This window comes from Arthrobacter sp. TE12231 (assembly GCF_054062895.1).
The window spans coordinates 4,163,934-4,187,406 of record NZ_JBSSFS010000001.1 but is presented as its reverse complement, the minus strand read 5'-3'; the positions used below and the strand labels follow the sequence as shown (position 1 = coordinate 4,187,406).

At 67.8% G+C, this 23,473-nt stretch carries 20 protein-coding genes; 6 read left to right on the top strand and 14 right to left on the bottom strand.

All coding sequences use genetic code 11. From position 1 onward, the window contains the following. Positions 1–2: 2 nt before the first annotated feature. The 7 genes from ACVWYS_RS18760 to ACVWYS_RS18730 all read right to left on the bottom strand — a co-directional run bounded on the left by ACVWYS_RS18760 (position 3) and on the right by ACVWYS_RS18730 (position 8,139). Positions 3–1,511, bottom strand: coding sequence for an NAD-dependent succinate-semialdehyde dehydrogenase (locus ACVWYS_RS18760; protein ID WP_456507821.1), 1,509 nt, complete (start codon positions 1,509–1,511; stop codon positions 3–5). A gap of 19 nt (positions 1,512–1,530) precedes the next feature. Then, positions 1,531–2,364 (bottom strand): HpcH/HpaI aldolase family protein, encoded by an 834-nt coding sequence (locus tag ACVWYS_RS18755; protein ID WP_456507820.1) that lies wholly within the window; start codon positions 2,362–2,364, stop codon positions 1,531–1,533. Further along, positions 2,349–3,134, bottom strand: a complete 786-nt coding sequence (gene hpaH / locus ACVWYS_RS18750; protein WP_456507819.1) for a 2-oxo-hept-4-ene-1,7-dioate hydratase — start codon at positions 3,132–3,134, stop codon at positions 2,349–2,351. Before hpaH ends, ACVWYS_RS18755 begins: the two co-directional genes overlap by 16 nt. A gap of 105 nt (positions 3,135–3,239) precedes the next feature. After that, a complete protein-coding gene (hpaD, locus tag ACVWYS_RS18745; protein ID WP_116766435.1) occupies positions 3,240–4,328 on the bottom strand; it encodes a 3,4-dihydroxyphenylacetate 2,3-dioxygenase in 1,089 nt (362 codons plus the stop codon). Between the two features lie 49 nt (positions 4,329–4,377). Continuing rightward, positions 4,378–5,892 (bottom strand): 5-carboxymethyl-2-hydroxymuconate semialdehyde dehydrogenase, encoded by a 1,515-nt coding sequence (hpaE, locus tag ACVWYS_RS18740; RefSeq protein ID WP_456507818.1) that lies wholly within the window; start codon positions 5,890–5,892, stop codon positions 4,378–4,380. A 62-nt stretch (positions 5,893–5,954) separates the two neighbouring features. Then, a complete protein-coding gene (locus ACVWYS_RS18735) occupies positions 5,955–6,674 on the bottom strand; it encodes a GntR family transcriptional regulator (RefSeq protein WP_456507817.1) in 720 nt (239 codons plus the stop codon). Further along, complete coding sequence (locus ACVWYS_RS18730) at positions 6,667–8,139, bottom strand: fumarylacetoacetate hydrolase family protein (protein ID WP_456507816.1); 1,473 nt, start codon at positions 8,137–8,139, stop codon at positions 6,667–6,669. Before ACVWYS_RS18730 ends, ACVWYS_RS18735 begins: the two co-directional genes overlap by 8 nt. Positions 8,140–8,364: 225 nt before the next feature. Here ACVWYS_RS18730 and ACVWYS_RS18725 point away from each other — a divergent pair, with 225 nt between their 5' ends. Further along, a complete protein-coding gene (locus ACVWYS_RS18725) occupies positions 8,365–10,263 on the top strand; it encodes an FAD-binding monooxygenase (RefSeq protein ID WP_456507815.1) in 1,899 nt (632 codons plus the stop codon). Between the two features lie 140 nt (positions 10,264–10,403). Here the strand turns inward: ACVWYS_RS18725 and ACVWYS_RS18720 are convergent, their stop codons facing one another. Then, on the bottom strand, positions 10,404–10,865 hold the full coding sequence (locus ACVWYS_RS18720) for a hypothetical protein (protein WP_344365222.1): 462 nt from the start codon (positions 10,863–10,865) through the stop codon (positions 10,404–10,406). 392 nt (positions 10,866–11,257) lie between these two features. Here ACVWYS_RS18720 and ACVWYS_RS18715 point away from each other — a divergent pair, with 392 nt between their 5' ends. Next, positions 11,258–12,079 (top strand): GAF domain-containing protein, encoded by an 822-nt coding sequence (locus tag ACVWYS_RS18715; RefSeq protein ID WP_456507814.1) that lies wholly within the window; start codon positions 11,258–11,260, stop codon positions 12,077–12,079. A 23-nt stretch (positions 12,080–12,102) separates the two neighbouring features. Here ACVWYS_RS18715 and ACVWYS_RS18710 read toward each other — a convergent pair whose 3' ends face one another. Then, positions 12,103–12,696, bottom strand: a complete 594-nt coding sequence (locus tag ACVWYS_RS18710) for an NADPH-dependent FMN reductase (protein WP_456507813.1) — start codon at positions 12,694–12,696, stop codon at positions 12,103–12,105. Positions 12,697–12,958: 262 nt separating this feature from the next. Here ACVWYS_RS18710 and ACVWYS_RS18705 point away from each other — a divergent pair, with 262 nt between their 5' ends. Next, positions 12,959–13,438, top strand: a complete 480-nt coding sequence (locus tag ACVWYS_RS18705; protein WP_344365229.1) for an Hsp20/alpha crystallin family protein — start codon at positions 12,959–12,961, stop codon at positions 13,436–13,438. A gap of 55 nt (positions 13,439–13,493) precedes the next feature. Here the strand turns inward: ACVWYS_RS18705 and ACVWYS_RS18700 are convergent, their stop codons facing one another. Then, the gene (locus ACVWYS_RS18700) at positions 13,494–14,555 is read right to left on the bottom strand and encodes an acetylxylan esterase (RefSeq protein ID WP_456507811.1); all 1,062 of its coding nucleotides are present in this window, start codon (positions 14,553–14,555) and stop codon (positions 13,494–13,496) included. 186 nt (positions 14,556–14,741) lie between these two features. On the opposite strand from ACVWYS_RS18700, the gene ACVWYS_RS18695 reads away from it, so the two are divergent. The 3 genes from ACVWYS_RS18695 to ACVWYS_RS18685 all read left to right on the top strand — a co-directional run bounded on the left by ACVWYS_RS18695 (position 14,742) and on the right by ACVWYS_RS18685 (position 19,508). Next, positions 14,742–17,705, top strand: a complete 2,964-nt coding sequence (locus ACVWYS_RS18695) for an exo-alpha-sialidase (protein WP_456510255.1) — start codon at positions 14,742–14,744, stop codon at positions 17,703–17,705. A 298-nt stretch (positions 17,706–18,003) separates the two neighbouring features. Beyond that, entirely contained in the window at positions 18,004–18,657 is a 654-nt protein-coding gene (locus ACVWYS_RS18690; RefSeq protein WP_456510254.1) for a FadR/GntR family transcriptional regulator, read from the top strand. Positions 18,658–18,725: 68 nt separating this feature from the next. Then, positions 18,726–19,508 carry a glucosamine-6-phosphate deaminase gene (locus ACVWYS_RS18685; RefSeq protein WP_456510307.1) on the top strand — a complete coding sequence of 261 codons (783 nt, stop codon included), beginning with the start codon at positions 18,726–18,728 and terminating at the stop codon, positions 19,506–19,508. Between the two features lie 38 nt (positions 19,509–19,546). Here the strand turns inward: ACVWYS_RS18685 and ACVWYS_RS18680 are convergent, their stop codons facing one another. The 4 genes from ACVWYS_RS18680 to ACVWYS_RS18665 are packed head-to-tail and all read right to left on the bottom strand — an operon-like array spanning position 19,547 to position 23,457. Beyond that, a complete protein-coding gene (locus ACVWYS_RS18680; RefSeq protein ID WP_456510253.1) occupies positions 19,547–20,794 on the bottom strand; it encodes an N-acetylglucosamine-6-phosphate deacetylase in 1,248 nt (415 codons plus the stop codon). 11 nt (positions 20,795–20,805) lie between these two features. Next, positions 20,806–21,492 (bottom strand): N-acetylmannosamine-6-phosphate 2-epimerase, encoded by a 687-nt coding sequence (locus ACVWYS_RS18675; RefSeq protein WP_116766447.1) that lies wholly within the window; start codon positions 21,490–21,492, stop codon positions 20,806–20,808. A gap of 52 nt (positions 21,493–21,544) precedes the next feature. Next, positions 21,545–22,483: an ROK family protein gene (locus ACVWYS_RS18670; protein WP_456510252.1), complete on the bottom strand. Its 939-nt coding sequence runs from the start codon at positions 22,481–22,483 to the stop codon at positions 21,545–21,547. Between the two features lie 44 nt (positions 22,484–22,527). Beyond that, complete coding sequence (locus tag ACVWYS_RS18665) at positions 22,528–23,457, bottom strand: dihydrodipicolinate synthase family protein (protein ID WP_344365244.1); 930 nt, start codon at positions 23,455–23,457, stop codon at positions 22,528–22,530. Positions 23,458–23,473 lie beyond the last annotated feature (16 nt).

Here is a 23,473-nt window from a genome sequence, read left to right as displayed (position 1 = left end):
CGTCATCCCTTGGCAGCCCAGGGGTCGGCGATGCCGATGTATTGGGTGGTGGTGTATTCGGCGATGCCTTCGGTGCCGCCCTCGCGGCCCAGGCCGGATTGTTTGACGCCGCCGAAGGGAGCGGCGGCGTTGGAGATGACGCCGGCGTTGAAGCCGACCATGCCGAATTCGATCTGTTCCGCGACGCGCAGGAGCCGGTTGAAGTCCCGGCTGTAGAGGTAGGAGGCCAGCCCGTATTCGGTGGCGTTGGCCAGCCGGATGGCGTCCTCTTCCGTGCCGAAGGTGGTCACGGGCGCCACGGGCCCGAAGATTTCCTGGCCCAGGATCGCGGCGTCGTTTGGGACGTTGGCGAGCACGGTGGGCCGGTAGAAGTAGCCGGGACCGTCCACGGGGGAGCCGCCGGTGAGCGCGGTTGCCCCGGCGTCGACGGCGGCGGTCACCAGGGCGTGGACGTCGTCGCGGGCGCCGGCGTCGATCAGCGGGCCCACCGTGGTGTCCGGGTCGGTGCCGCGGCCGGTGGTCAGGGCGCCCATGGCGGCGGCGAACTTGCGGGTGAACTCGGCGGCTACGGATTCCTGGACGAGGAAGCGGTTGGCGGCGGTGCAGGCCTCGCCCATGTTCCGCATCTTCGCGGCCATCGCGCCCTCGACCGCGGCGTCGAGGTCGGCGTCCTCGAAGACGATGAACGGGGCGTTGCCGCCGAGCTCCATCGAGGTGCGCAGCACATTTTGGGCGGCGTCGGCCATGAGGCGCTTGCCCACCGGGGTGGAACCGGTGAAGGAGACCTTCCGGAGCCGGGAATCGGCGAGCAGCGGCCCGGAGATCCCGGCGGCGCTGGAGGAGGCCACAACGTTCAGGACCCCGGCGGGCAGGCCGGCGTCGAGCATGGTCTTCGCGAAGAGCTGGGCGGTCAACGGAGTGAGCTTGGCCGGTTTAAGGACCATGGTGCAGCCGGCGGCGACGGCGGGCGCGACCTTGCGGGTGGCCATCGCGAGGGGGAAGTTCCAGGGCGTGATGAGCAGGCACGGCCCCACGGGCTTTTTCTGCACCAGGATCTTGTTCCTGCCTTCGGGGGTGGTGAGGTAGCGGCCGTAGTCGCGGACCGTCTCCTCGGAGAACCAGCGCAGGAACTCGGCGCCGTAGGCCACCTCGCCGCGGGCCTCGGCCAGCGGCTTGCCCATTTCCAGGGTCATGAGCAGGGCGAAGTCCTCGGCGCGCTCGGTCACCAGGTCAAAGGCGCGGCGCAGGATTTCGGCGCGTTCACGGGGTGCCGTCCGGGCCCAGGCGGCCTGGGCCTTGTCGGCGGCGTCGAGCGCGGCGAGGGCGTCCTCGCTCGTCGCGGAGGCGAGCGTGGCGAGGACCTCGCCGGTGGCGGGGTCGTGGACGTCGAACGTGCCGCCGTCGGACGCGTCACGCCACTGGCCGTTAATCAGCAGGCCGGTAGGCACGGAAGCGAGCAGAAACGCCTCGCGCTCGGGTGAGATGGCAGGGGTGATCGCGGAAACAGTCATGAGGAGGTCCTAAAGGGAGTCAGTAGCTGGTCGGGGTTTCGGCAGGGCCAATCACCGGGTCCGGCGGGATGTATTGGGCCGCAAGGGCTTCGGAGGCGCGGGCCAGCAGGGCGACGTCGGCGCCCACCAGCACGAAGGCGGCACCGGCGGCCAGGTAGGCGCGGGCCGTGGGCGGGTTGAAGGCGTTTACGCCGGCGGGTTTTCCGGCCGCTGTGGCGGCGGCAATGCAGTGTTCGACGGCGGCGCGCACTCGGGGGTGTTCCTGCTGGCCGAGCAGTCCCAGGGAGGCGGCGAGGTCGGAGGGGCCCAGGAAGATCGCGTCCACCCCGTCCACCGCCAGGATCTCCTCCACGGCCGCGACCGCGGCTTCGGATTCGATCTGCACGGTGACGCTGATGGTGTCGGAGGCGCGGGCGAGGTAGTCGGGGATCCGGTTCCAGCGCGCGGCCCTGGCTAGGGCGGACCCGACGCCGCGGACCCCGTGGGGCGGGTAGCGGGTGGCGGCCACGGCGGCTTCGGCGTCGGCGGCCGAGTTCACCATGGGGATCAGCAGGTTCTGCACGCCCAGGTCCAGGTACTGCTTGATGACCACGGTGTCGTTCACGGGCGGCCGGACCAGGACCTGGACCGGGTAGCCGTGCGCGGCCTGCAGCTGGGCGAGGATGGATTCGAGTCCGTTGGGGCTGTGCTCGGCGTCGATCAGGAGCCAGTCCAGCCCGGAGCCGGCGCAGAGTTCCGCGATCAGGGGGCTGCCGGAACAGACCCACATTCCGGCCAGGGGGCGGCCGGCAGCGCCGGTTTGGTTGCGCAGGGCGTCCCGGAAGGTTTCATCTGGTTTTACTCGAAGCGGCATGTTACGACTCCCAGGGGTCCGTAGTCGGCGTGGACGGTATCTCCCTTGTACACCCAGAGGGGCCGGGTGAAGGAGCCGGCGAGGATGATGTCGCCGGCTTTCATGCCGTCTCCGTGGGCGGCGATTTTGTTGGCCAGCCAGTGCACCCCGTTGGCGGGGTGGTCCAGGACGCCGGCGGCGACGCCGGTTTCCTCGACGGTCTGGTTCTTGTAGAGGATGGCGGAAACCCAGCGGAGGTCGACGGCGTCGGGCTTTACCGGGCGGCCGCCGACTACCATGGCACCCATGGCGGCGTTGTCGGCGATGGTGTCCACTATGGTCCGGCCCTCCATTTCGATCCGGGAGTCCAGGATCTCCAGGGCCGGGACCACGTAGTCGGTGGCGTTCAGGACGTCGAATATGGTGCAACCGGGGCCGGCGAGGTCCTTCTTCAGCACGAACGCCAGTTCCACTTCCACACGGGGGTGGGTGTAGCGGTCCCAGCCCACGGAGCAGCCGGTTTCCAGGACCATGTCATCGAAGATGGCGCCGTAGTCCGGCTCGGTGATGCCGGTCGCGGCCTGCATGGCTTTGGACGTGAGCCCGATTTTGCGGCCCACGAGCCTGCGCCCGGCGGCCTCGTTGCGGCGCCGCCACAGCTGCTGGACGGCGTAGGAGTCCTCCACCGTCATGCCCGGGTAGCGGGCGGTCAGGCGGGGGACAGGGGTCCGGCTGCGGCCGGCTTCCAGCAGTTCGTCTGCGATGGCCTCGATGGTCGCGGAGTCAAGCATTCGGGTGCTCCTCAGGTGGTCGGGCGGTGTGGGGGACGGCCGGCGGCCGGTCCCGCGCCTGTCGGAGGCGGGACCGGCGGCCCGGTTCGGGGTTTACAGCCGCGTTTAGAGCTGGGCGCCGAGCTTGAACCCGGTCTTCTCCCCGGCGTGGCCGTCCTCGTCCTTGCGGGTGTAGGAGAACCCGTCGGCCCCCACGGTCACGGCCATCTCGCTCTTTTCCTCGCGGACAATGACGGGCTGGGGGTTGCCGTCGAGGTCCAGGACCAGGGAGGCCTCGGTGTACCAGGACGGGACCACGGGGTTGCCCCACCAGTCGCGGCGCTGGTTGTCGTGCACGTCCCAGGTGATGGTGGGGTTGTCCGGGTCGCCGGTGTAGTAGTCCTGGGTGTAGATCTCCACGCGGTGGCCGTCCGGGTCCAGGATGTAGAGGTAGAAGGCGTTGGAGACGCCGTGCCGGCCGGGGCCGCGCTCGATCCTGTCGGAGATCCGCAGGGCGCCCATCTTGTCGCAGATCTGGATGATGTTGTGCTTCTCGTGGGTGGCGAACGCGACGTGGTGCATGCGCGGGCCGTTGCCGCCGGTCAGGGCGGTGTCGTGCACGGTCTGCTTGCGGTGCATCCAGGCCGCGTAGGTGACGCCGTCGGAGTCCTGGATGTCTTCGGAGACGCGGAAGCCGAGGTCCTCGAGGTACTTGCGGCCGCGCGGGACGTCGGGGGTGACCTGGTTGAAGTGGTCCAGGCGCACGAGCTCCCCGGCGGAGTAGAGGTCATAGCGCTGGGTGAGGCGCTCCACGTGCTCCACCTCGTAAAAGAACTCGTAGGGGAAGCCCAGCGGGTCCTCGACGCGTACGGAGTCGCCGATGCCCTTGGTGAAGCCGTCCTTGCGGCGTTCGGTGCGGCAGCCCAGTTCCTTGTAGTAGGCCTCGGCGGCGTCCACCTCGGCGGGGGACTTCACCCGGTAGGCGAAGGCCGCGACGGCGGCGATGGGTCCCTTGCGGAGCACCAGGTTGTGGTGGATGAACTCCTCAAGCGAACGCAGGTAGATGGCGTTCTCGTCTTCCTCGGTGACGTGCAGGCCAAGGAGGTCCACGTAGAAGGCGCGGGATTTGGCGAGGTCGGTGACGACGATTTCCATGTAGGCGCAGCGGACGATGTCCGGAGCCGGGACCGTGGGGGTGGGGACGAAGTTGGTCATGGTGTTCTCTCTTCTTTGAAAGGGGTCTGCTTGGCGCTGGCGTGAAAGTTTAGGCGCCGAATTTCGGGGTATGAACAGGGCCCAGGGTGATGTGGACGGCCTGCTGGTCAGTGTAGAAGTCGATGGAGCGGTAGCCGCCCTCGTGGCCCAGACCCGAGGCCTTGACGCCGCCGAAAGGAGTGCGGAGGTCGCGGACGTTGTGGCTGTTGAGCCAGACCATGCCGGCCTCGACGTTCTGGGAGAAGTTGTGCGCGCGGGTCAGGTTCTGGGTCCAGATGTAGGCCGCGAGCCCGTACCTGGTGTTGTTCGCCAGGGCCAGGGCTTCGTCGTCGGTGTCGAACGGGGTGATGGCGACGACGGGGCCGAAGATCTCCTCCTGGAAGATCCGCGCGTCCGGGGCGACGTCGGCGAACACCGTGGGGGCGATGTAGTTGCCCTCCGGGAGGTGGTCCGGGCGGCCGCCGCCGGCCAGCAGCCGGCCTTCGGACTTGCCGATCTCGACGTAGGAGGCCACCTTGGCGTAGTGCTCCGGGTGGACCAGGGCGCCGACCTCGGTCTTGGGGTCGTGCGGGTCACCGACCACGATGTTCTTGGCCCGGGCGGCGTACTTCTCGCAGAATTCCTCGTACACGGCGCGCTCCACCAGGATGCGGGAGCCGGCGGTGCAGCGTTCCCCGTTGAGCGAGAAGACGCCGAACAGGGCCGAGTCGATCGCGGCGTCGAGGTCGGCGTCGGCGAACACGATGCACGGGGACTTGCCGCCGAGCTCCATGGACAGGCCCTTGAGGTTGGCCGCGGCGTTGCGGAAGATCGTCTGGCCCGTGGTGGTCTCGCCGGTGAAGGAGATCAGCGGCACGTCCGGGTGCTTCACGAGCGCGTCGCCGGCTTCCTCGCCCAGGCCATTGACCAGGTTGAACACGCCGTCCGGGAGCCCGGCGTCCTTGAAGATCGTCGCCCACAGCGAGGCGGACAGGGGTGTGAATTCGGCCGGCTTGAGCACCACGGTGTTGCCGGTGGCCAGCGCCGGGGCGAGCTTCCAGGACTCGAGCATGAAGGGCGTGTTCCACGGCGTGATGAGGCCCGCGACGCCGATCGGCTTGCGGTTGACGTAGTTGATCTGGGCGCCGGGGACCTTCATGGCGTCGTCGAACTGGGCCACGATCAGGTCCGCGAAGAAGCGGAAGTTCTCGGCCGCGCGGAGCGCCTGGCCCTTGGCCTGGGTGATCGGCAGGCCGGTGTCGAAGGTCTCGAGCTCGGCGAGGCGTGCCTCCTGGGCTTCGACGGCGTCGGCGATCCGGTTCAGGACGCGGGCCCGCTCCCGCGGCTTCATCTTCGGCCAGGGGCCGTTGGTGAACGCTTCGCGGGCGGCGGCGACGGCGAGGTCGATGTCCTCCTTCTGCCCGGCGGCGGCGGTGGCGTAGTTGGTGTTGGACACCGGGTCCAGGACATCGAAAGTCGCCCCGCCCACGGAATCAACGAATTCGCCGTTGATGTAGTGCTGGATGTGGGTGGGAAGGTCCTGCGGAACGTAATGGGTCCGGGTTTCTGCGGCAGGGAACGTCATTGTTGTCTTCCTAACTAACTGAGAGTGCAACGCGGGGTCATCTACGGCCCATGTTGGGCCGCTTAATGGGCGCTGAGTGACCCCGCGTTGCTTTGGGCAAGGTACGCGTCCAGGGTGGCGCTGCGGTGGAGGCGGGCGGCCTTCTCGATCTCATCCGGGCTGGCGCCGGACTCGATGAGCTGCAGCAGAGCTTCGTGCTCGTCGACGGAGTCGTGGGCCCGTCCCGGGACGAAGCGGAAGGTTGAGGACCGCAGGGACGCGAGCCGGTTCCAGCCCCGGTGAACGAGGTCCAGGATGTGTGGGTTGGGGCAGTGCTCGAACAGGACGCTGTGGAAGTCCTGGTTCAGCCGGGTGAACCGGACGGGGTCGAAGTGCTCGAGACACTCCCGCATTTCGGCGTTCACCGCCCGGGCGCGGGCCACGTCCCCCGCCCCGATCAGCGGAGCCGATAGGGCCGTGGCGGCGCCCTCGACGATGCTGAGGGTTTGCATCGTGTAGAGGTACTCGGTGGGGTCGATCCCGGAGACGGTGGCGCCGACGTTCCGTTCGAAGGTCACCAGGCCCTCGGCTTCGAGCCGGCGGATGGCTTCGCGGACCGGGACCACGCTGATGCCCAGGTCCTCGGCGATCTTCGCGAGCACCAGCCGGTAGCCGGGGGAGTAGGTGCCCTCCACGATCCGGGCCTTGACGGTCGCGTAGGCCTGCTCGGACTTGCTCCCGGGTATCCCGTTTGAGGACACGGTGGCTGCCCCCGCGCCTGCTGCGCTGGCCGTCTCAGTCATTGGGTTTGCCTGCTTCCCATTCCTGGTACCGGGCGCGCCATGCGGCGTTGAGCGGGTAGAGGCCGTCCACGCTGTGGCCCTGCTGCACCATCTCGAAAATGAAGACTTCCTCGCGTTCCTGGGCGATGGAATCGTCCGCGAGCTCTTCGGCCAGGGCTGGCGGGATCACCAGGATGCCGTCGGCATCGGCCACGATGATGTCCCCGGGCTGCACGGTGGTGCCGCCGCAAGCGATGGTGATGTCCGTGTCCCACGGGATGTGCCGGCGGCCCAGGACGGCCGGGTGCGGGTTGGCATAGTAGGTGGGCATGTCCATGGCGGCCACGGCGGAGAAGTCACGTACGCCGCCGTCGGTGATGACGGCCGCGGCGCCGCGGACCTGGGCGCGCAGGGCCAGGATGTCGCCGATGGTGCCGGTGCCCTTTTCGCCGCGGGCCTCCATGACCAGGATTTCGCCCTCGTTGACCGAATCGATGGCCTTCTTCTGGGCGTTGAAGCCGCCGCCGTGGGCCTTGAAGAGGTCCTCGCGGTTGGGGACGTAGCGCAGCGTGCGGGCCAGGCCGACGATCCGCCGGTCCGGCCGCGTCGAGGTCAGGCCGTCGATACTGACGTTGTTCAGGCCGCGCTTGCGCAACTGCGAGGACAAGGTGGCCGTGGACACGCTTTCCAGCTTCGCCTTCAGCTCCGGGGACAGGATGGCCGCCGGGGCCGGCAGGCCGGCCGCTTCACGCGAACCGTAGGCTTCCTCCCGCTGGAGATCATCAGTCCTGGGCCGGGCGCCGAAGTCCGCGAACGGCGTCGTGCCTTCCGCCACCCGGGTGACCAGCCGGCCGGTGGTCAAGTCAGCGCTGCTGACTTCCACCTCGACGACGTCGCCCGGCTTCGCCACCGACGCCCCGGCGGGGGTGCCGGTGAGGATGATGTCCCCCTCTTCGAGGGTGAGGAGCTGGGAGAGGTCGGCGACGAGCCGGGCGAAGGGGAAAAGCAGCTCCGCGGTGGTGTCGTCCTGCACGAGGTCGCCGTTGTGCCAGGTGCGGACCCGCAGCTTGGCCGGGTCGACTGTGTCGGCGGCAATCAGGGCCGGACCTACGGGGGTGAAGCCGTCGCCGCCCTTGGACCGGAGGTTGGAGCCCTTGTCCGCGTAGCGGAGGTCATAGACGCCGAGGTCGTTGCTGGCCGTGACCCACTCGACGTGGCTCCAGGCATTCTCGATGCCCACGCGGCGGGCGGGCTTGCCGATGATCAAGGCGATCTCGCCCTCATAGCCGAGGAGCTCGCAGCCGGCCGGGCGTTCCACGGTTGACGGGGCTCCTGCCGAACCGACAGCCAGGGAGGAGGACGGCTTCAGGAAGTAGGACGGCTGCTCTGGGGTGCGGCCGCGCTGGGCTGCCCGGCTGGGGTAGTTGACATGCACCGCGATGACCTTGCGGGCCGCGGCCAGGATGTGGTCGGTGACCTGTTCCAAGATTTACTCCTCATCGAGTACGAAATCGTATACGATAACTATCACCCGGCAGCCCGGGGCGCGTCAACCCCCTGTTTTCCGGGAGTTTTCAAGACACTTGTAACCCATGTCATATCTGCCGTACAGTTTTTGATCAAAGGTGCATTTCGATTATCGAACACGAAGTTCTGATATCGAACACAATAAGCAGCGATTGACCGCCACACAACGAAGTGAGGAAAGCCCGTGCATTTCCACCACCACGGTTACGTATCCGGTGACCCGCGAGTCCAGCCGGCCGCCGGCGTCGGCATCGACCGGCCCACGCAACTTCCAGACGAGGTCGACGTGCTCATCGTCGGCACCGGACCCGCGGGCATCGTCGCAGCCGCCCAGCTGTCCCAGTTCCCCGGCGTCACGACCCGGATCGTGGAGCGCCGCGGCGGAAGGCTCGCCATCGGCCAGGCCGACGGCATCCAGGCCCGGAGCGTCGAGACCTTCCAGGCCTTCGGCTTCGCGGAGCGGATCATCGCCGAGGCCTACCGCATCACCGAGATGGCCTTCTGGAAGCCGGACCCCCGGAACCCCGCGAACATTGTCCGCAGCGCCCGCACCCTCGATGACCCGGGCGGAATCAGCGAGTTTCCGCATCTCATTGTGAATCAGGCCCGCGTCCTGGATTACTTCGGCGAGTTCATGGCGAATTCGCCCACCCGCATGACGCCGGACTACGGCTACGAGTTCGTCGGCCTTGAGGTCGCCGGTGAAGGGGAGTACCCCGTCACCGTGACCCTCGTCCACACCGCCGGACCCGACGAGGGCCGGACGCGCACCGTCCGGGCGAAGTATGTTGTCGGAGCCGACGGCGCGCGGAGCAAGGTGCGGGACTCGATCGGCTGCACGCTTGCCGGCGACCAGGCCAACCACGCGTGGGGCGTCATGGACGTGCTCGCCTCCACCGACTTCCCAGACATCCGCCTCAAATGCGCCATCCAGTCCCATGACGGTGGCAGCATCCTGCTCATCCCGCGCGAGGGCGGGCACCTCTTCCGCATGTACGTGGATCTCGGCGAGGTCGCCGAGGATGACAACGGGGCCGTCCGCAAGACCACCATCGAGCAGATCATTGCCAAGGCCAACGCGATCATCCACCCGTACACGCTCGACGTGCGCAACGTGGCCTGGCACAGTGTGTACGAGGTCGGCCACCGCCTCACCGACCGGTTCGACGACGTCCTCCCGGAGGAGCTCGGCACCCGCACGCCGCGCGTGTTCATCACCGGCGACGCCTGCCACACGCACAGCGCCAAGGCCGGCCAGGGCATGAACGTCTCCATGCAGGACGGCTTCAACATCGGCTGGAAGCTCGGCCACGTGCTTGAGGGCCGCAGCCCGGTCAGCCTGCTCTCCACCTACTCAGCCGAGCGCCAGGTTGTCGCGAAGGACCTCATTGACTTCGACAAGGTGTGGTCGACGCTCATGGCCAAGAAGCCCGAGGAGTTTGAGAACCCCTCCGAACTCGAGGACTTCTACGTGCGCACGGCCGAGTTCCCCGCCGGCTTCATGACCGAGTACTCGCCGTCGATGATCGTCGCCGAGGCGGCGCACCAGAACCTGGCGACCGGCTTTCCTGTGGGCAAGCGTTTCAAGTCCGCCCCGGTTGTGCGCGTCTGCGACACCAATCCGGTCCAGCTCGGTCACCAGGCCACGGCGGACGGCCGCTGGCGCATCTACGTCTTCGCCGACGGGGCAGCGGCCGGCTCCCCGTCGCCCACCACGGACTTGGCCGCGTGGCTGGCCAACGCGCCGGAATCGCCGCTTGCCGCCACGCCGGAGGGCGCCGACGCCGACGCCTGGTTCGACGTCAAGGTCATCTACCAGCAGGACCACACGGGAATCGACATTGGCGCGGTGCCGGCGGTGTTCAAGCCTGAGGTCGGGCCGTTCAAGCTCCCGTACCTTGAGAAGGTCTACGGCACCGATCCGGCGTCGGACATCTTCGAGCTGCGCGGCGTCGACCGCGGCGGCGTCATCGTGGTGGTGCGCCCGGACCAGTACGTGGCCAACGTCCTGCCGCTGACGGCGACGGCGGAGCTCGCCGCGTTCTTCGCGCCCGTCCTGCGCTCCCGCACGCGCATCGGCTGATCCGTGGCCCCGACAAAGTAATCAACACCGTTTGAACGGCAGGCTGCAGTCTCAACGCAGCCTGCCGTTCCTGTATCCCCGTGGACTTTTCGCCCGCCTGACCGCCAGGCCAATGACGTCTGCCCCGCGACGTCAGCGCATTAGCACTTGACCTCAGTCCGGAGGTCAACAATCGCGGCCTGGACGTTTGCGGCATCGTCGCGGAGGGAATTGGTCGCCTGGGTCAAAGTTGCGTCGTCAGGCACAGCTTTGACGGCGTCGTTGAACTTGGCTTCGGCCGCCTTGACGGCGTCCGCCCGTTGTTGGGCGAGGTCCGCGGTGGCCTTGACGAGGTCATCATAGGTCTTCGTGACTTGCTCCTGGGCCGTGCGGACCTGCTCCAGCGTGGCATCAGGCTTCAGTGTGTCCTTGAAATTTGTCAGCGCGGCGGCATGGGCATCGGCCGCAGCGCAGACCTGTGACGTGCTCGGCGGCGGGCTTGAGGCGGACGCGGGCGCGCTGGAAGTGCCCGCGGGTGTGCTGGCGGGGCTGCATCCGGTGAGCAGTGCGACGGCGGTCCCGAGTGCGATGGATCCGAAGAGAATTGGGTGGGGTTTCGACATTGGAAGATCCTCTCCCCGCTGGGTGTCGCCTCCGCGCATCGGAGGCCATATTTCATCCTGTGCCCCGACGCGGGCATGGACCTCATCCGCCGGGGGTGAAATGGATGGGCGCCCAACCAAAGCCCGGGCAGGGCACAATGGCTCTTTTGGGACCGGTCGGCCGCGGGTAAGAATGGTGGTGCCACGGCGGAAGGGGTCGTCCGCGACTGGTGTTGAAGCCGGGGCAGGCGGTCCAGGGCGGCACGCAAGTGCTGTCCTGGGCCGCCGCGGCGCGGCCGTTGAAGGGGATCTTGGGCGCTGACAGATTGGGTGGCGCCGCGGTGCCCGTGCGGACGTATGCTGTTTTCATCGGTTCAGCAACGAACTGCGTGCTTCGATCTCGAGCGTGGACCATGACCCAAGGAACTGCACCAGACAGCAGGCGGGATCCGCATGCCGCGTTCTGGGACATGCATTTCAACGATCCGGATATCGGTGCCTTCCTCGGCGAAGTCGTCACGGGGCTCGTCCACGACATCGGCGGTCCCGGCCGTGGGATCAGCTGGGCAATCACACTTCTCCGGTCCGGGGAAACCAGCACGCTCATCGCGGGCAGTGCACTGTCGCGGGCGGCGGACGAAGCGCAGCGCTCGTTCGACGACGGCCCGGCCCGCGAGGCGGTTCGTAGCGGAGAATTTGTGGTCATGGGGGACACCTCCTTGGAGCGCCGCTGGCCCGGGTATGCCAGCACCGCAGCTGCCGAGGGCGTCCGGTCGCTCGTATCCGTTCCGCTGGTCCCCGCGGAGAGTTTCCGTGCAGCGGTGAACCTCTATGCCCCGTGGCCGCATGTTTTCACGAGTGCGGACATCACTGCAGCGGTGCGGCTGGCCCGCCAGGTGTCCCGGGCCCTGAATCTGGTCCAGCAGATGATGCTCAGGTACGCGGGGAGTGCCGAGCTATCCTCGGCGCAGCTCTCCCGGGTGCTGGCCGGCCTGGCTTTAAGGACGCTGGTGCGGGACTACGGGTTTAGTGAAGAGGGAGCCCTGGACTATCTTCGGAGCGTCGCGGGTGGCCCTGTGCGCGAACCCGCCGGCAGCACGGTCCATGTCCTGGGTGCCGATTCCGGCCAGGACCCGGAAGTGCCCCAGACCAGCCCACCGCTGGCCCCAGTGCCCCGCGCTGTGGACGCTCCGCCTGTCCGTCGACGGCGGCGGAGGGTGGAGAGCCCGGCCTAGGCGCAGGGCGAACCCGCAGATGCTCAGGCGGCAATGCCGGGTTCATTGCCGTGGGACTGGTCCGGGCGGAGGACCTTCAGGGCGCCGGCCCAGGCGATGACCTGATTAAACAGGATCTGCAGAGTCTTCTCCGCGGCCGCGGTAGGGATCAGGGTGCGGTAGTTCTCGAACTCTGTGGCAAAGGGTAGTGCCACCTGCGCCCGGACGTCTGCCATCTGCAGCTCGCCGGCAACTCCCCGCAGGTGTTCGACGGCGCGGATGCCGCCGCTGCTTCCGTAGCTGACGAACCCGGCTGCCTTGTTGTTCCACTCCCTGTACAAGTAATCCAAGGCGTTTTTCAGTGCCCCGGGGATTGAATGGTTGTACTCGCCGGTGACGAAGATGTAACCGTCGAATCCGTCGACAGCCTCGGACCAGGCCTTGGTGTGCGGGTGGCTGTACCGGCCGAAGGAGGGCGGCAGTGGCTCGTCGAGGATCGGGAGGCGGAAATTGGCGACGTCGAGGACCTCAAAGGTGGCATCGCCGCGTTCCGCTGCCCGTGAAGCTACCCAGTCGCAGACGGACTGTCCGAGGCGTCCGGGCCGGGTACTCCCGAGCACGATAGCGATGCGAATCATGGCGGACTCCTTTCCGGCGGATTTTTTCTTGCCACTATCAGAACAACAATCCGGACGGCGCGATGCTTCCGCAGCCGCGGCGGCCCGACGCGCAGGGCAGCATTTTGCAGGCTGGCGGTTTCTTGCCCCGTCGGCTGAGTCCGGGCAGTGCTGCCGGCACCTGGCGCGGGTCTTTAGTCCCTGCCCGGACCCGGTCCGCGGGCGTCTACTGGAGGTACCAGCCGTTTTGGGCAACCAACCACAACTCTCCGGAGGGTCTGTCATGTCTGATTTGCACAAGTGGTCACCGTTCCACCGCTGGCCGGACACATCCCGCACCAGCCCCTTTGACGCGTTCCGCAGGTCACCGTCGGATCTGATGGACTTCATGGACCGGTTCTTCCAGGAAGAAAACCGGCCGATGCCGATCCGCGTCGAGGAGTTCCTTGACGGCAACACCCTTGTTATCCGGGCCGAAGCGCCCGGGCTGGATCCGGACAAGGACATCGACGTCTCGGTGGTTGACGGAGCCCTCCAGATCCGCGCCGAGCGCAAGGAAGAAAAGGAAGAGAAGGGCAAGGACAGCTACCGGTCCGAGTTCCGGTACGGCTCTTTCCTCCGCACCCTGCCGCTGCCCGCGGACGTGAAAGAGGAAGACATCAAAGCCACCTACAAAGACGGAGTCCTCGAAGTCCGCACGCCTGTACCGGAGCGCGCCCTGGCCGAGTCCAAAGCGACCAAACTCCCCATCACCCGGGAATAACCCCCGCCAGCCAGCTCCCGGGCGGCTGGCCGGGAGCTGCTAGCAAGACAAGCACTTAGCGGCCCAGAAGTTCCGCGACGTAGCGGAGCTGGCTGACCCAGTGGTGTTCCTGGCCGCCCTCGTGATTGTTGAAGCGGTACACCTCAATGGCCTTCGCCGGGACAGCCCGCGGGGCTGCCGCACCCGCTGCCTCACCCAAACGCGCGCCCGGCCCTGCCGGCGCGCCCGTGCCATAGGCGTTGTACGCTGCAAAGACTGTCGACGGCGGGCAGACGTCGTCCATCAGCGCCGCCGAGAACAGCGCCGGCGCCGTGGCACGCCGGCCCAGGTGCACGCCGTCGAAATAGTTCAGGACCGCAAGCGCGGGCTCGTAACGGTCCCGGTGACGGGCCAGGAAGCCGGCGACTTCCGGGTAGGGCCCGCGCGGGGCGATGTCGACAGCGCGCGGAAAGTCCTGCAGGAACGGCACATCGGCCATGGTGCACAGCACGCCGTCAAGGCGCCCGGCCGCCAACCCGGCGGCCGCGATGGCCAAGCCTCCGCCCTGGCTCAGGCCGGCCAGCAGCACCTTCGAGGCATCCACCTCGGGATGGTTCTGCACGGCTTCGATGGCCCGGAAGGCGTCGACGAAGACGCGGCGGTAGTAGTAGTCCTCCCGGGAGGAGAGGCCGCGCGTCATCAGCCCGGCGTAGGCAACGTCTCCGGCCGACGGGTGCGGATCCGCGCTCTCGCCCAGGCTGCCGCCGTAGCCCTGGCCTCTGGTGTCCATGATGAAGTGCGCATACCCGGCCTGCGCCCACTTTGTGTCCTGCTGGACCAGCCCGCGGCCGCCCGAATAGCCGACGTACTGCACCACCACAGGCAACGCCCTCCCGGCGTCGCGGTTTGCCGGCAGGTGCAGCCAGCCCTTGATCCGGGCCCCGCCGAAGCCCGTGAAGGAGACGTCAAAACTGTCAATGACGCTCAGGTGGTTCTCTGCCGGGGCATAGACGGCGTCCAGCGGGAATTGGCGGGCCTCGGCAATGGTCCGGTCCCAGAAGTCGTCGAAGTCTTCGGGTTCGACGGCGGATGAGGTGTAGTTGCGCAGCTGATCCAACGGCATGTCGAAGAGGGGCATGAGGTCTCCAGATGTGAGGCGTACGGTCCGAAGGTGATCCTACGTCCGATCACCAGTTTCCCCCACACGATGGATATGTGAGCACTACACATTATGGTTGTAGGACGTTCTATATCGAATGTGGGATGCACTGATGTTCCGGTTCGTTGAGCGCTGACAAGTCTCCCTACCAATGAGAGGTTAGATGTGAAGTCACGCACGAAAGCCCGCGTTCCCCGGCCAGGGGCATGTGCCGTCGCCGGCATCCTTGGATTGTGCCTGGTCGCCGGATCCGGTGTGTCGGCAAGCGCCGCTCCAATCCCGCCAACGACGCCGACCGACGGTCCTGGCGCGTTCTCCGAATCGAATCTCGCCGCAGATCGCACTTCCAGCAATTTCTTCTACCGGATCCCTGCGCTGACCTACCTCGGCGGCGGGGTAGTTCTGGCGGCATGGGACGCCCGGCCCGGGAGCTCGGCCGATGCGCCAAACCCAAACTCAATCGTGCAGCGGCGCAGTACCGACGGCGGGCAGACGTGGGGCCCGCTTCAAGTAATTGCCGCCGGTCATATCGGTGACGCGACAGGCCTGAAGTTTGGCTACAGCGATCCGTCGTACGTTTACGACTCTGAAGCCGGAAAAGTCTTCGCGTTCTTCGTCTACTCTAAGGACCAGGGTTTCGGTGCCAGCGTCTTTGGCAATGACGACGCCGACCGCTCGGTGATCTCGTCGGCGGTTGTGGAGTCGGACGATGGCGGGCAGACCTGGAGCTCCCCTCGACTCATCACCAACGTGACCAAGCCCGGGACGAGCCGGACGAACCCCCAGCCGGGCGACGTCCGTGCCAACTTCGCTGCCTCGGGCGAGGGGATCCAACTGAAATACGGAATCCACAAGGGACGCCTCATCCAGCAGTACTCCGGACAGGTCCAGCAGGCCAATGGCACGCAGGCATTCCAGGCCTACAGTGTCTTCTCCGACGACCACGGCGCCACGTGGCAGAAGGGCACCCCGGTGGGCGCCGCGATGGACGAGAACAAGACGGTTGAGCTTTCGGACGGCCGGGTCATGCTCAACTCCCGTGACAGTGCCAACGGAGGGTATCGAAAAGTTGCCGTCTCCGACGACGGCGGCGCCACTTACGGTCCCGTCAGCCAGGACACCGAACTGCCGGACCCGGCCAACAACGGCTCGATCGCCCGGATGTTCCCCGATGCCCCGGCGGGATCTGCCGACGCCAGGAAGCTGATCTTCACAAACGCCAATTCCAAGACAGCGCGGGAAAACGTCTCCGCCAGGGTCTCCTGCGACGACGGGGCGACATGGCCCGGCGTGCGCACCCTCCGCTCCGGATTCTCGGCCTACTCCACCGTCACCCGTCTGGAGGGCGGACAGTTCGGCGTGCTTTACGAGGCCAACTACACCGACAACATTCCCTTCGCGAAGTTCAACGATGAGTGGCTCAACTACGTCTGCGCTCCTCCCGGCGTCGCCGCACAGACCGTGACCCCCGGCGCAACCAAGGCTGTCGCCGTCACGGTGACAAACCAGGAGAGCGCCGTGCTCTCCGGAGCGTCCGCCACCATTCTCACCCCCGCGGGCTGGTCTGCAACCACCGTGCCGGTTCCCGACGTCGCTCCCGGCACCTTTGCCACGGTCAGCGTGAACCTGACCGCCCCGGCCGGGGCTGCGGGTGCGCAGAATCTCACCGCAGCGTTCACCGCGGCCGACGGTAGGGTTGCCCAGTCTGCGTTCGTTGCGACGGCGCCCCAGGCCCAGCAGATCGGGCTGGGCATCACCGGCACGGCCCCGGACCGCGATGTCATCAACTCGCCCTACGCCGCCGGCGACGTGCTGTCCTATTCGTTCACTGTCAAAAACACCGGCACCGTGACCTCGAATGCCGTCCCCGCCGCCGGCAGTTTCGAGGCAGGCTATCTCCCGCCGACCGCGCCGAACTGCCGGTACAACAACCTCCCGGCCGGCTCCAGCTACAGCTGCACCACGGCCAGGCACACCGTGACGGCCGAGGACATCTCACGCGGCTACTTCACACCCCAGGCGACGTTCACGGTGACAGCATCCGCCACGCCGACCCTGACGCAGACGGTGGTGTTCAACGGCTCCGCAGTCCCGCTGCGCGACGGATTGCCCGCGGCCGACATTACCGGGCAGCGCAGCGACGCCGGCAGGGATCTGACACTGCAGCCCTACACTGCCGGGGAGCAGGTGCCCTACACGTTTGCGGTCGTAAACAGCGGTCCGCTGACCACCACGGTTACGCCGACTGCCGGAAACTTCTCACCGCTGGTCCCTGAAGGCGCCGGCAACTGCCGGTGGCGCAACCTGGCGCCGGCCGGAAAATACAGCTGCACCACGCCGCGGCACACCGTGACCCAGGCCGAAGTGGACCAGGGCTTCTTCGTGCCCCGCACGTCGTGGACGCTTACGGCAGCCGGACAGAGCCCGCGGGTACTCGACGTCGACGGCGGCGAGGTGGACCTGATTGCCAGGAACGCCCTGCTCGAAGGCACTGCCACGGCCTCCTGGGAGGATTCGAACGACGACGGCTACGCCACTCCCGGAGAGAAAGTCACCTTCACCTATACCCTCGGCAATGCCGGAAACGTCGGGCTGACCGCGTTGGAGGCGCCGGAGATGGGCATGTCCGAACCGGTATTCGCCTCCGGCTCCACCGTCACCAGGAGCCAGGACTACATCCTGACGGCCGCAGACGTCGCTGCCGGCGAACTGTCCGCCGCGACCTTCACCGCAACTGCCAGGAACGGGGCAAAGAGTGTCGAACTCAAGGTCACGCGGGGGGCACTCGCCCTGCTCGCACAGCCTGCGCGGCCCGAGGCCACGCCGGGCCTCCGAACCCAGGATCTCGACGGTCTGGCTGCCCCGACGGACCTGGGCACCGACGCAAAGTACCGGACCGGGCAGAAAATGACCCTCCGGAACCTTGAGCACGGTCAGTGGTACTACGTCTACCTCAACAAGAGCCTCTACAGGCTTGGCTGGATGTTCCCGGGGAAGGACAACACCGTTGACATCATTCTGCCGGACGAGCTGAAGAACGGCCGCGACGACGTGGTGGTGCTCGATTCGCTCGGCCGGCAAGTCACCTTCGACAGGCTCCAGATCACGCCGAAGGGCCAAAAGCTCTAAGGGTCAAGGGCTCTGGGTCTGGCAGCCCCAAAGGGTGCCAGGGTGGCGGGCTCCGGAATTCGGGTCGGAACCCGCCACCAACGTGCCGCGCAGTGGCCTCCGCAGGCACTCGCGGGAAAATTCTTTCCACTCGCGGCAACAAAAGGACATTGGACGTCCCATCTCCTGTACGCTGGAGGTAGGAGTGGCCGGTCCCGGCTGCGGCCAGAAGGAGAGTGTCGTGAGCATCGAATCCCGAGTAGTGTCGCCGGCCCGTTTCAGCGCTCAAATCAGGTCCCATGCGCTGCAGACACGCATTATGGACCTCATCCTAGAACAAGGGCTGGACGTTGGGGATGCACTGCCCACCGAAAGCGAGCTCTCCGCGGTTCTGGGCGTCGGGCGCAACACTGTGCGGGAGTCGCTGAAGGTCCTTCAGGCGCTGGGCGTGATCGAGATCCGCCACGGCTTTGGCATGTTCGTGGCACCGAACAACTTCACCGCACTCACCGATGGCCTGGCCTTCCGCGGGCGGCTGTCGCTGCGCCACAGGGGCGAGGAAGCGATGGAGCTCATCGACGTGCGGCAGGCGCTCGAATCGGGCCTCATTGGCTCCGCGATCGACCTCATGACCGACGAGCACCTCGGCCAGCTCCGCGGCACCCTGGAGCAGATGGAAGCAGCCGCGGCTGCCGGGGAAGCGCTGGCCGAACTGGACGCGGAATTCCACCGCGGCCTCTATGCGCCCCTGAACAACGAGCTCCTGATCAACCTCATGGACGTGTTCTGGAAGGTGTACCGCCAGATCCACCAGACCCTGGGAACCGGCCCGGTCAACCTCCCGGAGCAGGCCCGTATGCACCGGGAAATTTACGAGGCCGTCGCCGAGAAGAACAAGACCCTGGCCTCCGAGCGCCTGCAGCGCCACTTCGACGGCATCCGCCAAAAACTCAAAGACGTCGCTGCCCGTTAGCCGGACCGCCGGCCAGCTCGTGCAGGCGGGCCGCGACGCATTAGGAACCACAGAAAGCGCCACTCATGATGGAAATCTTTGTAGTGCCCGACGCCGAGGGAACCGGGGCCGTTGCTGCCGGCATCCTGGCCGCCGTGATCCGCAGCCGTCCCGACGCCGTTCTCGGCGTGGCCACCGGCGGCTCGCCGCTGCCGGTGTATGTGGCCCTTGCCGGCCATGGGCTGGACATGTCCGGTATCCGCGGCTTCGCGCTGGACGAGTACGTCGGGCTGCCGGCGGGCCATCCGGAGAGCTACGCCGAGGTGGTTCGCCGCGAAGTGACCGAACGGCTGCACCTTGTCCCCGCCAACGTCTTCGTTCCCGACGGCGGCGCCGAGAACCCCGACGTCGCTGCGCGTGACTATGACCGTGCGATCGCCAAGGCCGGCGGAATAGACGTCCAGATCCTGGGGATCGGACACAACGGGCACCTGGCCTTCAACGAACCGGGTTCGGCCCTGGATTCCCGGACCCGGGTGGAACTGCTGACCGAGCGCACGCGCCAGGCGAATGCCCGCTATTTTGACAGCCCTGACGACGTCCCGGAGCGGTGCATCACTCAGGGCCTGGGAACCATCCTTGAAGCCCGGCAGCTACTGCTGGTGGTCAACGGGGCGGACAAGGCCGACATCCTCCGCGAGGCACTTGCCGGTCCCGTTTCGCCCGAGTGCCCGGCCTCGGTACTGCAGTTGCACCCGCATGTCACGGTGGTGGCTGACGAGGCCGCGGCCGCCCGGCTTACGGACGTCCCGGCGGGATCCCTCCGCGGGCCCGGAATAGTCAAGGTGCGTGCCGGGGCAGCCGTCGCCTAAGACCGAATGCCACCCTGCGCGGCGGCATCCGCACCCGGTCAGACGGACGCGTCCAGAATCCGGCCGCCGCGCAGGACCCTCACCAGTTCGAAATCCGCGTCGACGGCGAGGATATCGGCGCGCATTCCTGTCCGGAGGGCGCCGATCTCGTTTTCCAGGCCCAGGACGCTGGCAGGGACCAGGGTCGCCGCCAGAACGGCCTCCGCAGGATCCACCCCTGCCGCGATGGTGGTACGGACAACCTCCAGCAGGGTCGCCGTGCCCCCGGCGAGGGCGCCGTTGCTTCTCAGGGTGGCTACGCCGTCGTGCACCACCACCGCGGAGGGTCCCAGTTCGTAGTCGCCGTCGGGCAGTCCTGTGGCCGCCATGGAGTCCGTCACCAGCGCGATATTCGCGGCCCCAACCACCTCGAACACCATCCGGACCGTCTCCGGGTCGAGGTGGACGCCGTCGCCGATCAGTTCGACCACGACGGTGCCGGCGGCCGCCAGCCGCAGGCTCGCGCCGGCCGGCCCGGGGCTCCGGTGATGCAGCGGCGGCATGCCGTTAAACAGGTGCGTCACCGTGGGCCGGGCCTGCGGACCGAACCGCCCGCCCGCTGCGGCCCTGCCAATGAGGTCGGCGGCTTCCGTCAGTGAGGCGGCCGCCAGCCGGGCGTCGGCGTCGGTGTGGCCCAGCGAGGGGGTGACGCCGTGGTCCGCGAGCATCCGGAGCAGTTCACTGGCGCCGGGCAGTTCGGGGGCGTACGTCATGGTCCGCAGGGTTCCGCCCGCGGCCTGAAGCATGTGCCCGAGGAGTTCAGGATCGGGGTCCCGGAGCCAGAGCGGATTCTGGGCGCCGCAGCGGGCGGTGGAGAGGAACGGGCCCTCGGAATGGACGCCTGCGATGAGTCCCTCGGCCGCCAGGACCTTGAGGCTGCCGAGCGACCGCAGCAGCTCCTCGCCGGAGGCGGTGACGAGGCTTGCGAGCAGGCTGGTGGTCCCGCTGCGGTGCAGGAAGTCCACGGCCTCCCGGCAGGCCTGGCTGTCCCCGGTGGGGAATCCGCCGCCTGCCGCCCCGTGGCAGTGGATGTCCACGAGCCCGGGAAGCAGTGACGTGCCGGGCGGCAGCGGGAGCTCCGCCGCGCCCGGGAATTGCGCGGCGTCAAAGCCGCTGCCGGGTCCGGCGTAGGCGATCCGGCCGCCGGACACTGCCACCACGGCGTCCGCGGTAGCGGCACCGTTGCTGAGGAGGGCGCCACGGAGGAGGTAGGCGGGAGCAGTGGCGGGGTCGCGGGATTCCGGCATCGGGACAGTCCTCAGGAGTGCAGTGCGGTGGCGAACCAGCCGCTGATGGTGGCCGGGTGGGTGATGGCGGTGCCGACGACGACCGCGTAGGCGCCGGCGTCGAGCGCCTGGCGGGCCTGGTCCGGGGTGTGGATGCGGCCTTCGGCGATGAGCGGCTTCCCAAGGCCGGCGGCGGCGATCTGCTCCAGCAGTTCGAGGTCGGGGCCGTGGGTTTTCGGGCGTTGACCGTCGTAACCGGCCAGCGTGGTGCCGATCAGGTCCGCGCCGGCGTCGACGGCGGCTGCGGCGTCATCGTAGGAGGCGCAGTCCGCCATGACGAGGGCGTGGGAGTCTGCGCGGAACCCGGCAACTGTGGCGGCCAGGCTCAGCCCGTCCGGACGGTGCCGGCGGGTGCCGTCGATCGCCACTACGTGGGCGCCGGCGTTGGCCACGGCGAGGGCATGCCGCAGCGTCGGGGTGATGAAGACGCCGTCGTGGCCGTCCTTCCAAAGCCCGATAACCGGGACCTCGACGGCGGCGCGGGTGTGCTGGACGTCGGCCAGCCCCTGGACCCGGACGGCCGCGGCACCGCCGATGACGGCCGATGCCGCCATCTGCGCAGTGGTGCGGGGATCCCGCATGGGCTCGCCGGGGTAGGCCTGGCAGGAAACGATGAGCTGGGAGCGGAGGGATTCGAGGCCCGTGGGGGTCAGGATCATGGTGCCTGGTTTCTGTGTTTCTCGGCGGTCCGGTGTGAGCGGATGGGAACGGTCAGTTGAAGACTAGCTGTGCGGCACCGACGATGGCTGCGGAGTTTTCCAGCGTGGCCCGGAGCACCGGCACGCGGACCAACGGGTCCAGCAGTTCCCGGCGCAGGGCGGCTTTCATGGGATTCCACCAGAGGTCGCCGGCGTCGGCCAGTCCGCCGGAGATCACCAGGACTTCGGGGTCCAGGACGTTGGCCAGGCCCCCGGCCGCCTGGCCGGCGGCCTCGGCGGCGGTGCGGACAGCGTGGCGGGCCGCAGGGTCGCCGTCGTGCGCCAGCGCGAACACCGCCCGGGTGTCCGGGACGGCGGGGGATCCGCCCAGGCGCAGGAACGCCGCATGGATGGCCGGACCGGAGGCCGCGGCCTCCACGTGACCTTCACCGCCGCAGGAACAGGGCAGTGCGCCGCCGTCGGCATACGCGTAAGGGGAGGCGATGTGCCCGACGTGACCGCCGACGTACCGGTGGCCGAGGACCGGCCGGCCGTCGAGCACCAGGCTGGCGCCAACGCCGGTTCCGAAGGCGATCAGCAGCGAGCTCGCCGTCCCGGCCGCCGCCCCTCGCCAGGCCTCGCCGAGCGCGTGGGCATGGACGTCGTTGACCGCACGGACCGCGCCCGGGGGGATCCCCAGCCGCCGTGCCAGGCCTTCCGTGAGAGGGGTCCCGGCCCAGCCGTGGATGGCGTCCGTTGCCGAGACCACCACACCCCGACCGGCGTCGATCACGCCTGCCGAGCCGACCCCCACTCCGGTGATGGAGAATCCATCCGCCGCCGCCCGCAACCTGAGCCCGGCCACCAGAGCCGCGGTGGCGTCCAGGACGGCCTCGCCGCCGGCGCGGCTGAGCGTCGGAGTGGTCTCCGAGAACAGCAGTTCGCCGTCCGCGGAGACCACCCCGGCCGCCGTCTTGGTGCCGCCCAGGTCAATCCCGATAGCGTGCGCCATGTTCCTCCTCAGTCCTGTGTCCGTGCGGGCGTGGCGGCCGGTGCCTAGACCAGGCCGTTGCGTTCGAGGATGACCTTGATGGCGGTCGTCTCGTCCTCGTTCAGGGACGGCATGGGCGTGCTCATGGTGTTGGACTCGATGATGCCCATGAGCTGGAGGGCGGTCTTGAAGGCGCCGAGCCCGGCCGCGCCGCCGGAGACCCTGCCGTTGGGGGTGTAAACGATCTCGAAGAGGTCGGCGAGGCGGTCCTGCTCGGCGGCGGCCTTGGCCCAGTCGCCGGCGGCCGCGGCATCCATGAGGTTCCGGTAGCCGCGGGGGTCCACGTTGCCCAGGCCCGGGACGACGCCCTGGGCTCCGCCGAGGAGGGCGCCATCCACTACGACCTCGTGGCCGGTGAAGATGTCGAAGTTGGGGATGTCGCGGGCTGCCAGCAGGAGTTGGCGGAAGCCGACGTCGTCACCGGAGGAGTCCTTGACGCCGGCGATCACGCCGTCCCGGCCGAGCCGCACCAGCAGGTCCGTGGGGAGCTTGAAGTGGGTGCGGACCGGGACGTCGTAGGCGAAGATCGGCGTGCTGACGGCGTCATGGATGGTACGGAAGTGGGTTTCCGTCTCCTCCGCGTTGCCGATCGCGTAGTACATCGAGGTCACGACGATCGCGTCGGCGCCGAGGTCGATCACCTTCCGGGCCTCCTCGATGACGCGGTTGGTGGTCTGCTCGTTGGCGCCGACGATCAGCGGCACGCTCGCTGCGCCAGCAGCAGCATTCTCAGCCGCGATGGTGCTGACGACGAGTTCGCGCTCGGCGTTGCTCAGGTAGGGGACTTCGCCGGAGGAGCCCAGGACAAAGAGGCCGGACACGCCGCCGTCGATCAGGTGCCGCGTGAGGTTCTTCAGCGAATCGGTGTCGATGCTGCCGTCGGCGTGGCGGGGGGTGACGACCGGGGGAATAACGCCCTGGAATTGGGTAGACACAGGTAACTCCAATGAT

Coding starts and splice junctions, on each gene's coding strand:
- ACVWYS_RS18690 (WP_456510254.1), top strand. CDS start 18,004: ATGGACCTCATCCTAGAACAAGGGCTGGACGTTGGGGATGCACTGCCC.
- ACVWYS_RS18675 (WP_116766447.1), bottom strand. CDS start 21,492: ATGATCCTGACCCCCACGGGCCTCGAATCCCTCCGCTCCCAGCTCATC.
- hpaH (WP_456507819.1), bottom strand. CDS start 3,134: ATGCTTGACTCCGCGACCATCGAGGCCATCGCAGACGAACTGCTGGAA.
- ACVWYS_RS18700 (WP_456507811.1), bottom strand. CDS start 14,555: ATGCCCCTCTTCGACATGCCGTTGGATCAGCTGCGCAACTACACCTCA.
- hpaD (WP_116766435.1), bottom strand. CDS start 4,328: ATGACCAACTTCGTCCCCACCCCCACGGTCCCGGCTCCGGACATCGTC.
- hpaE (WP_456507818.1), bottom strand. CDS start 5,892: ATGACGTTCCCTGCCGCAGAAACCCGGACCCATTACGTTCCGCAGGAC.
- ACVWYS_RS18670 (WP_456510252.1), bottom strand. CDS start 22,483: ATGGCGCACGCTATCGGGATTGACCTGGGCGGCACCAAGACGGCGGCC.
- ACVWYS_RS18680 (WP_456510253.1), bottom strand. CDS start 20,794: ATGCCGGAATCCCGCGACCCCGCCACTGCTCCCGCCTACCTCCTCCGT.
- ACVWYS_RS18735 (WP_456507817.1), bottom strand. CDS start 6,674: ATGACTGAGACGGCCAGCGCAGCAGGCGCGGGGGCAGCCACCGTGTCC.
- ACVWYS_RS18710 (WP_456507813.1), bottom strand. CDS start 12,696: ATGATTCGCATCGCTATCGTGCTCGGGAGTACCCGGCCCGGACGCCTC.
- ACVWYS_RS18720 (WP_344365222.1), bottom strand. CDS start 10,865: ATGTCGAAACCCCACCCAATTCTCTTCGGATCCATCGCACTCGGGACC.
- ACVWYS_RS18760 (WP_456507821.1), bottom strand. CDS start 1,511: ATGACTGTTTCCGCGATCACCCCTGCCATCTCACCCGAGCGCGAGGCG.
- ACVWYS_RS18715 (WP_456507814.1), top strand. CDS start 11,258: ATGACCCAAGGAACTGCACCAGACAGCAGGCGGGATCCGCATGCCGCG.
- ACVWYS_RS18755 (WP_456507820.1), bottom strand. CDS start 2,364: ATGCCGCTTCGAGTAAAACCAGATGAAACCTTCCGGGACGCCCTGCGC.
- ACVWYS_RS18705 (WP_344365229.1), top strand. CDS start 12,959: ATGTCTGATTTGCACAAGTGGTCACCGTTCCACCGCTGGCCGGACACA.
- ACVWYS_RS18685 (WP_456510307.1), top strand. CDS start 18,726: ATGGAAATCTTTGTAGTGCCCGACGCCGAGGGAACCGGGGCCGTTGCT.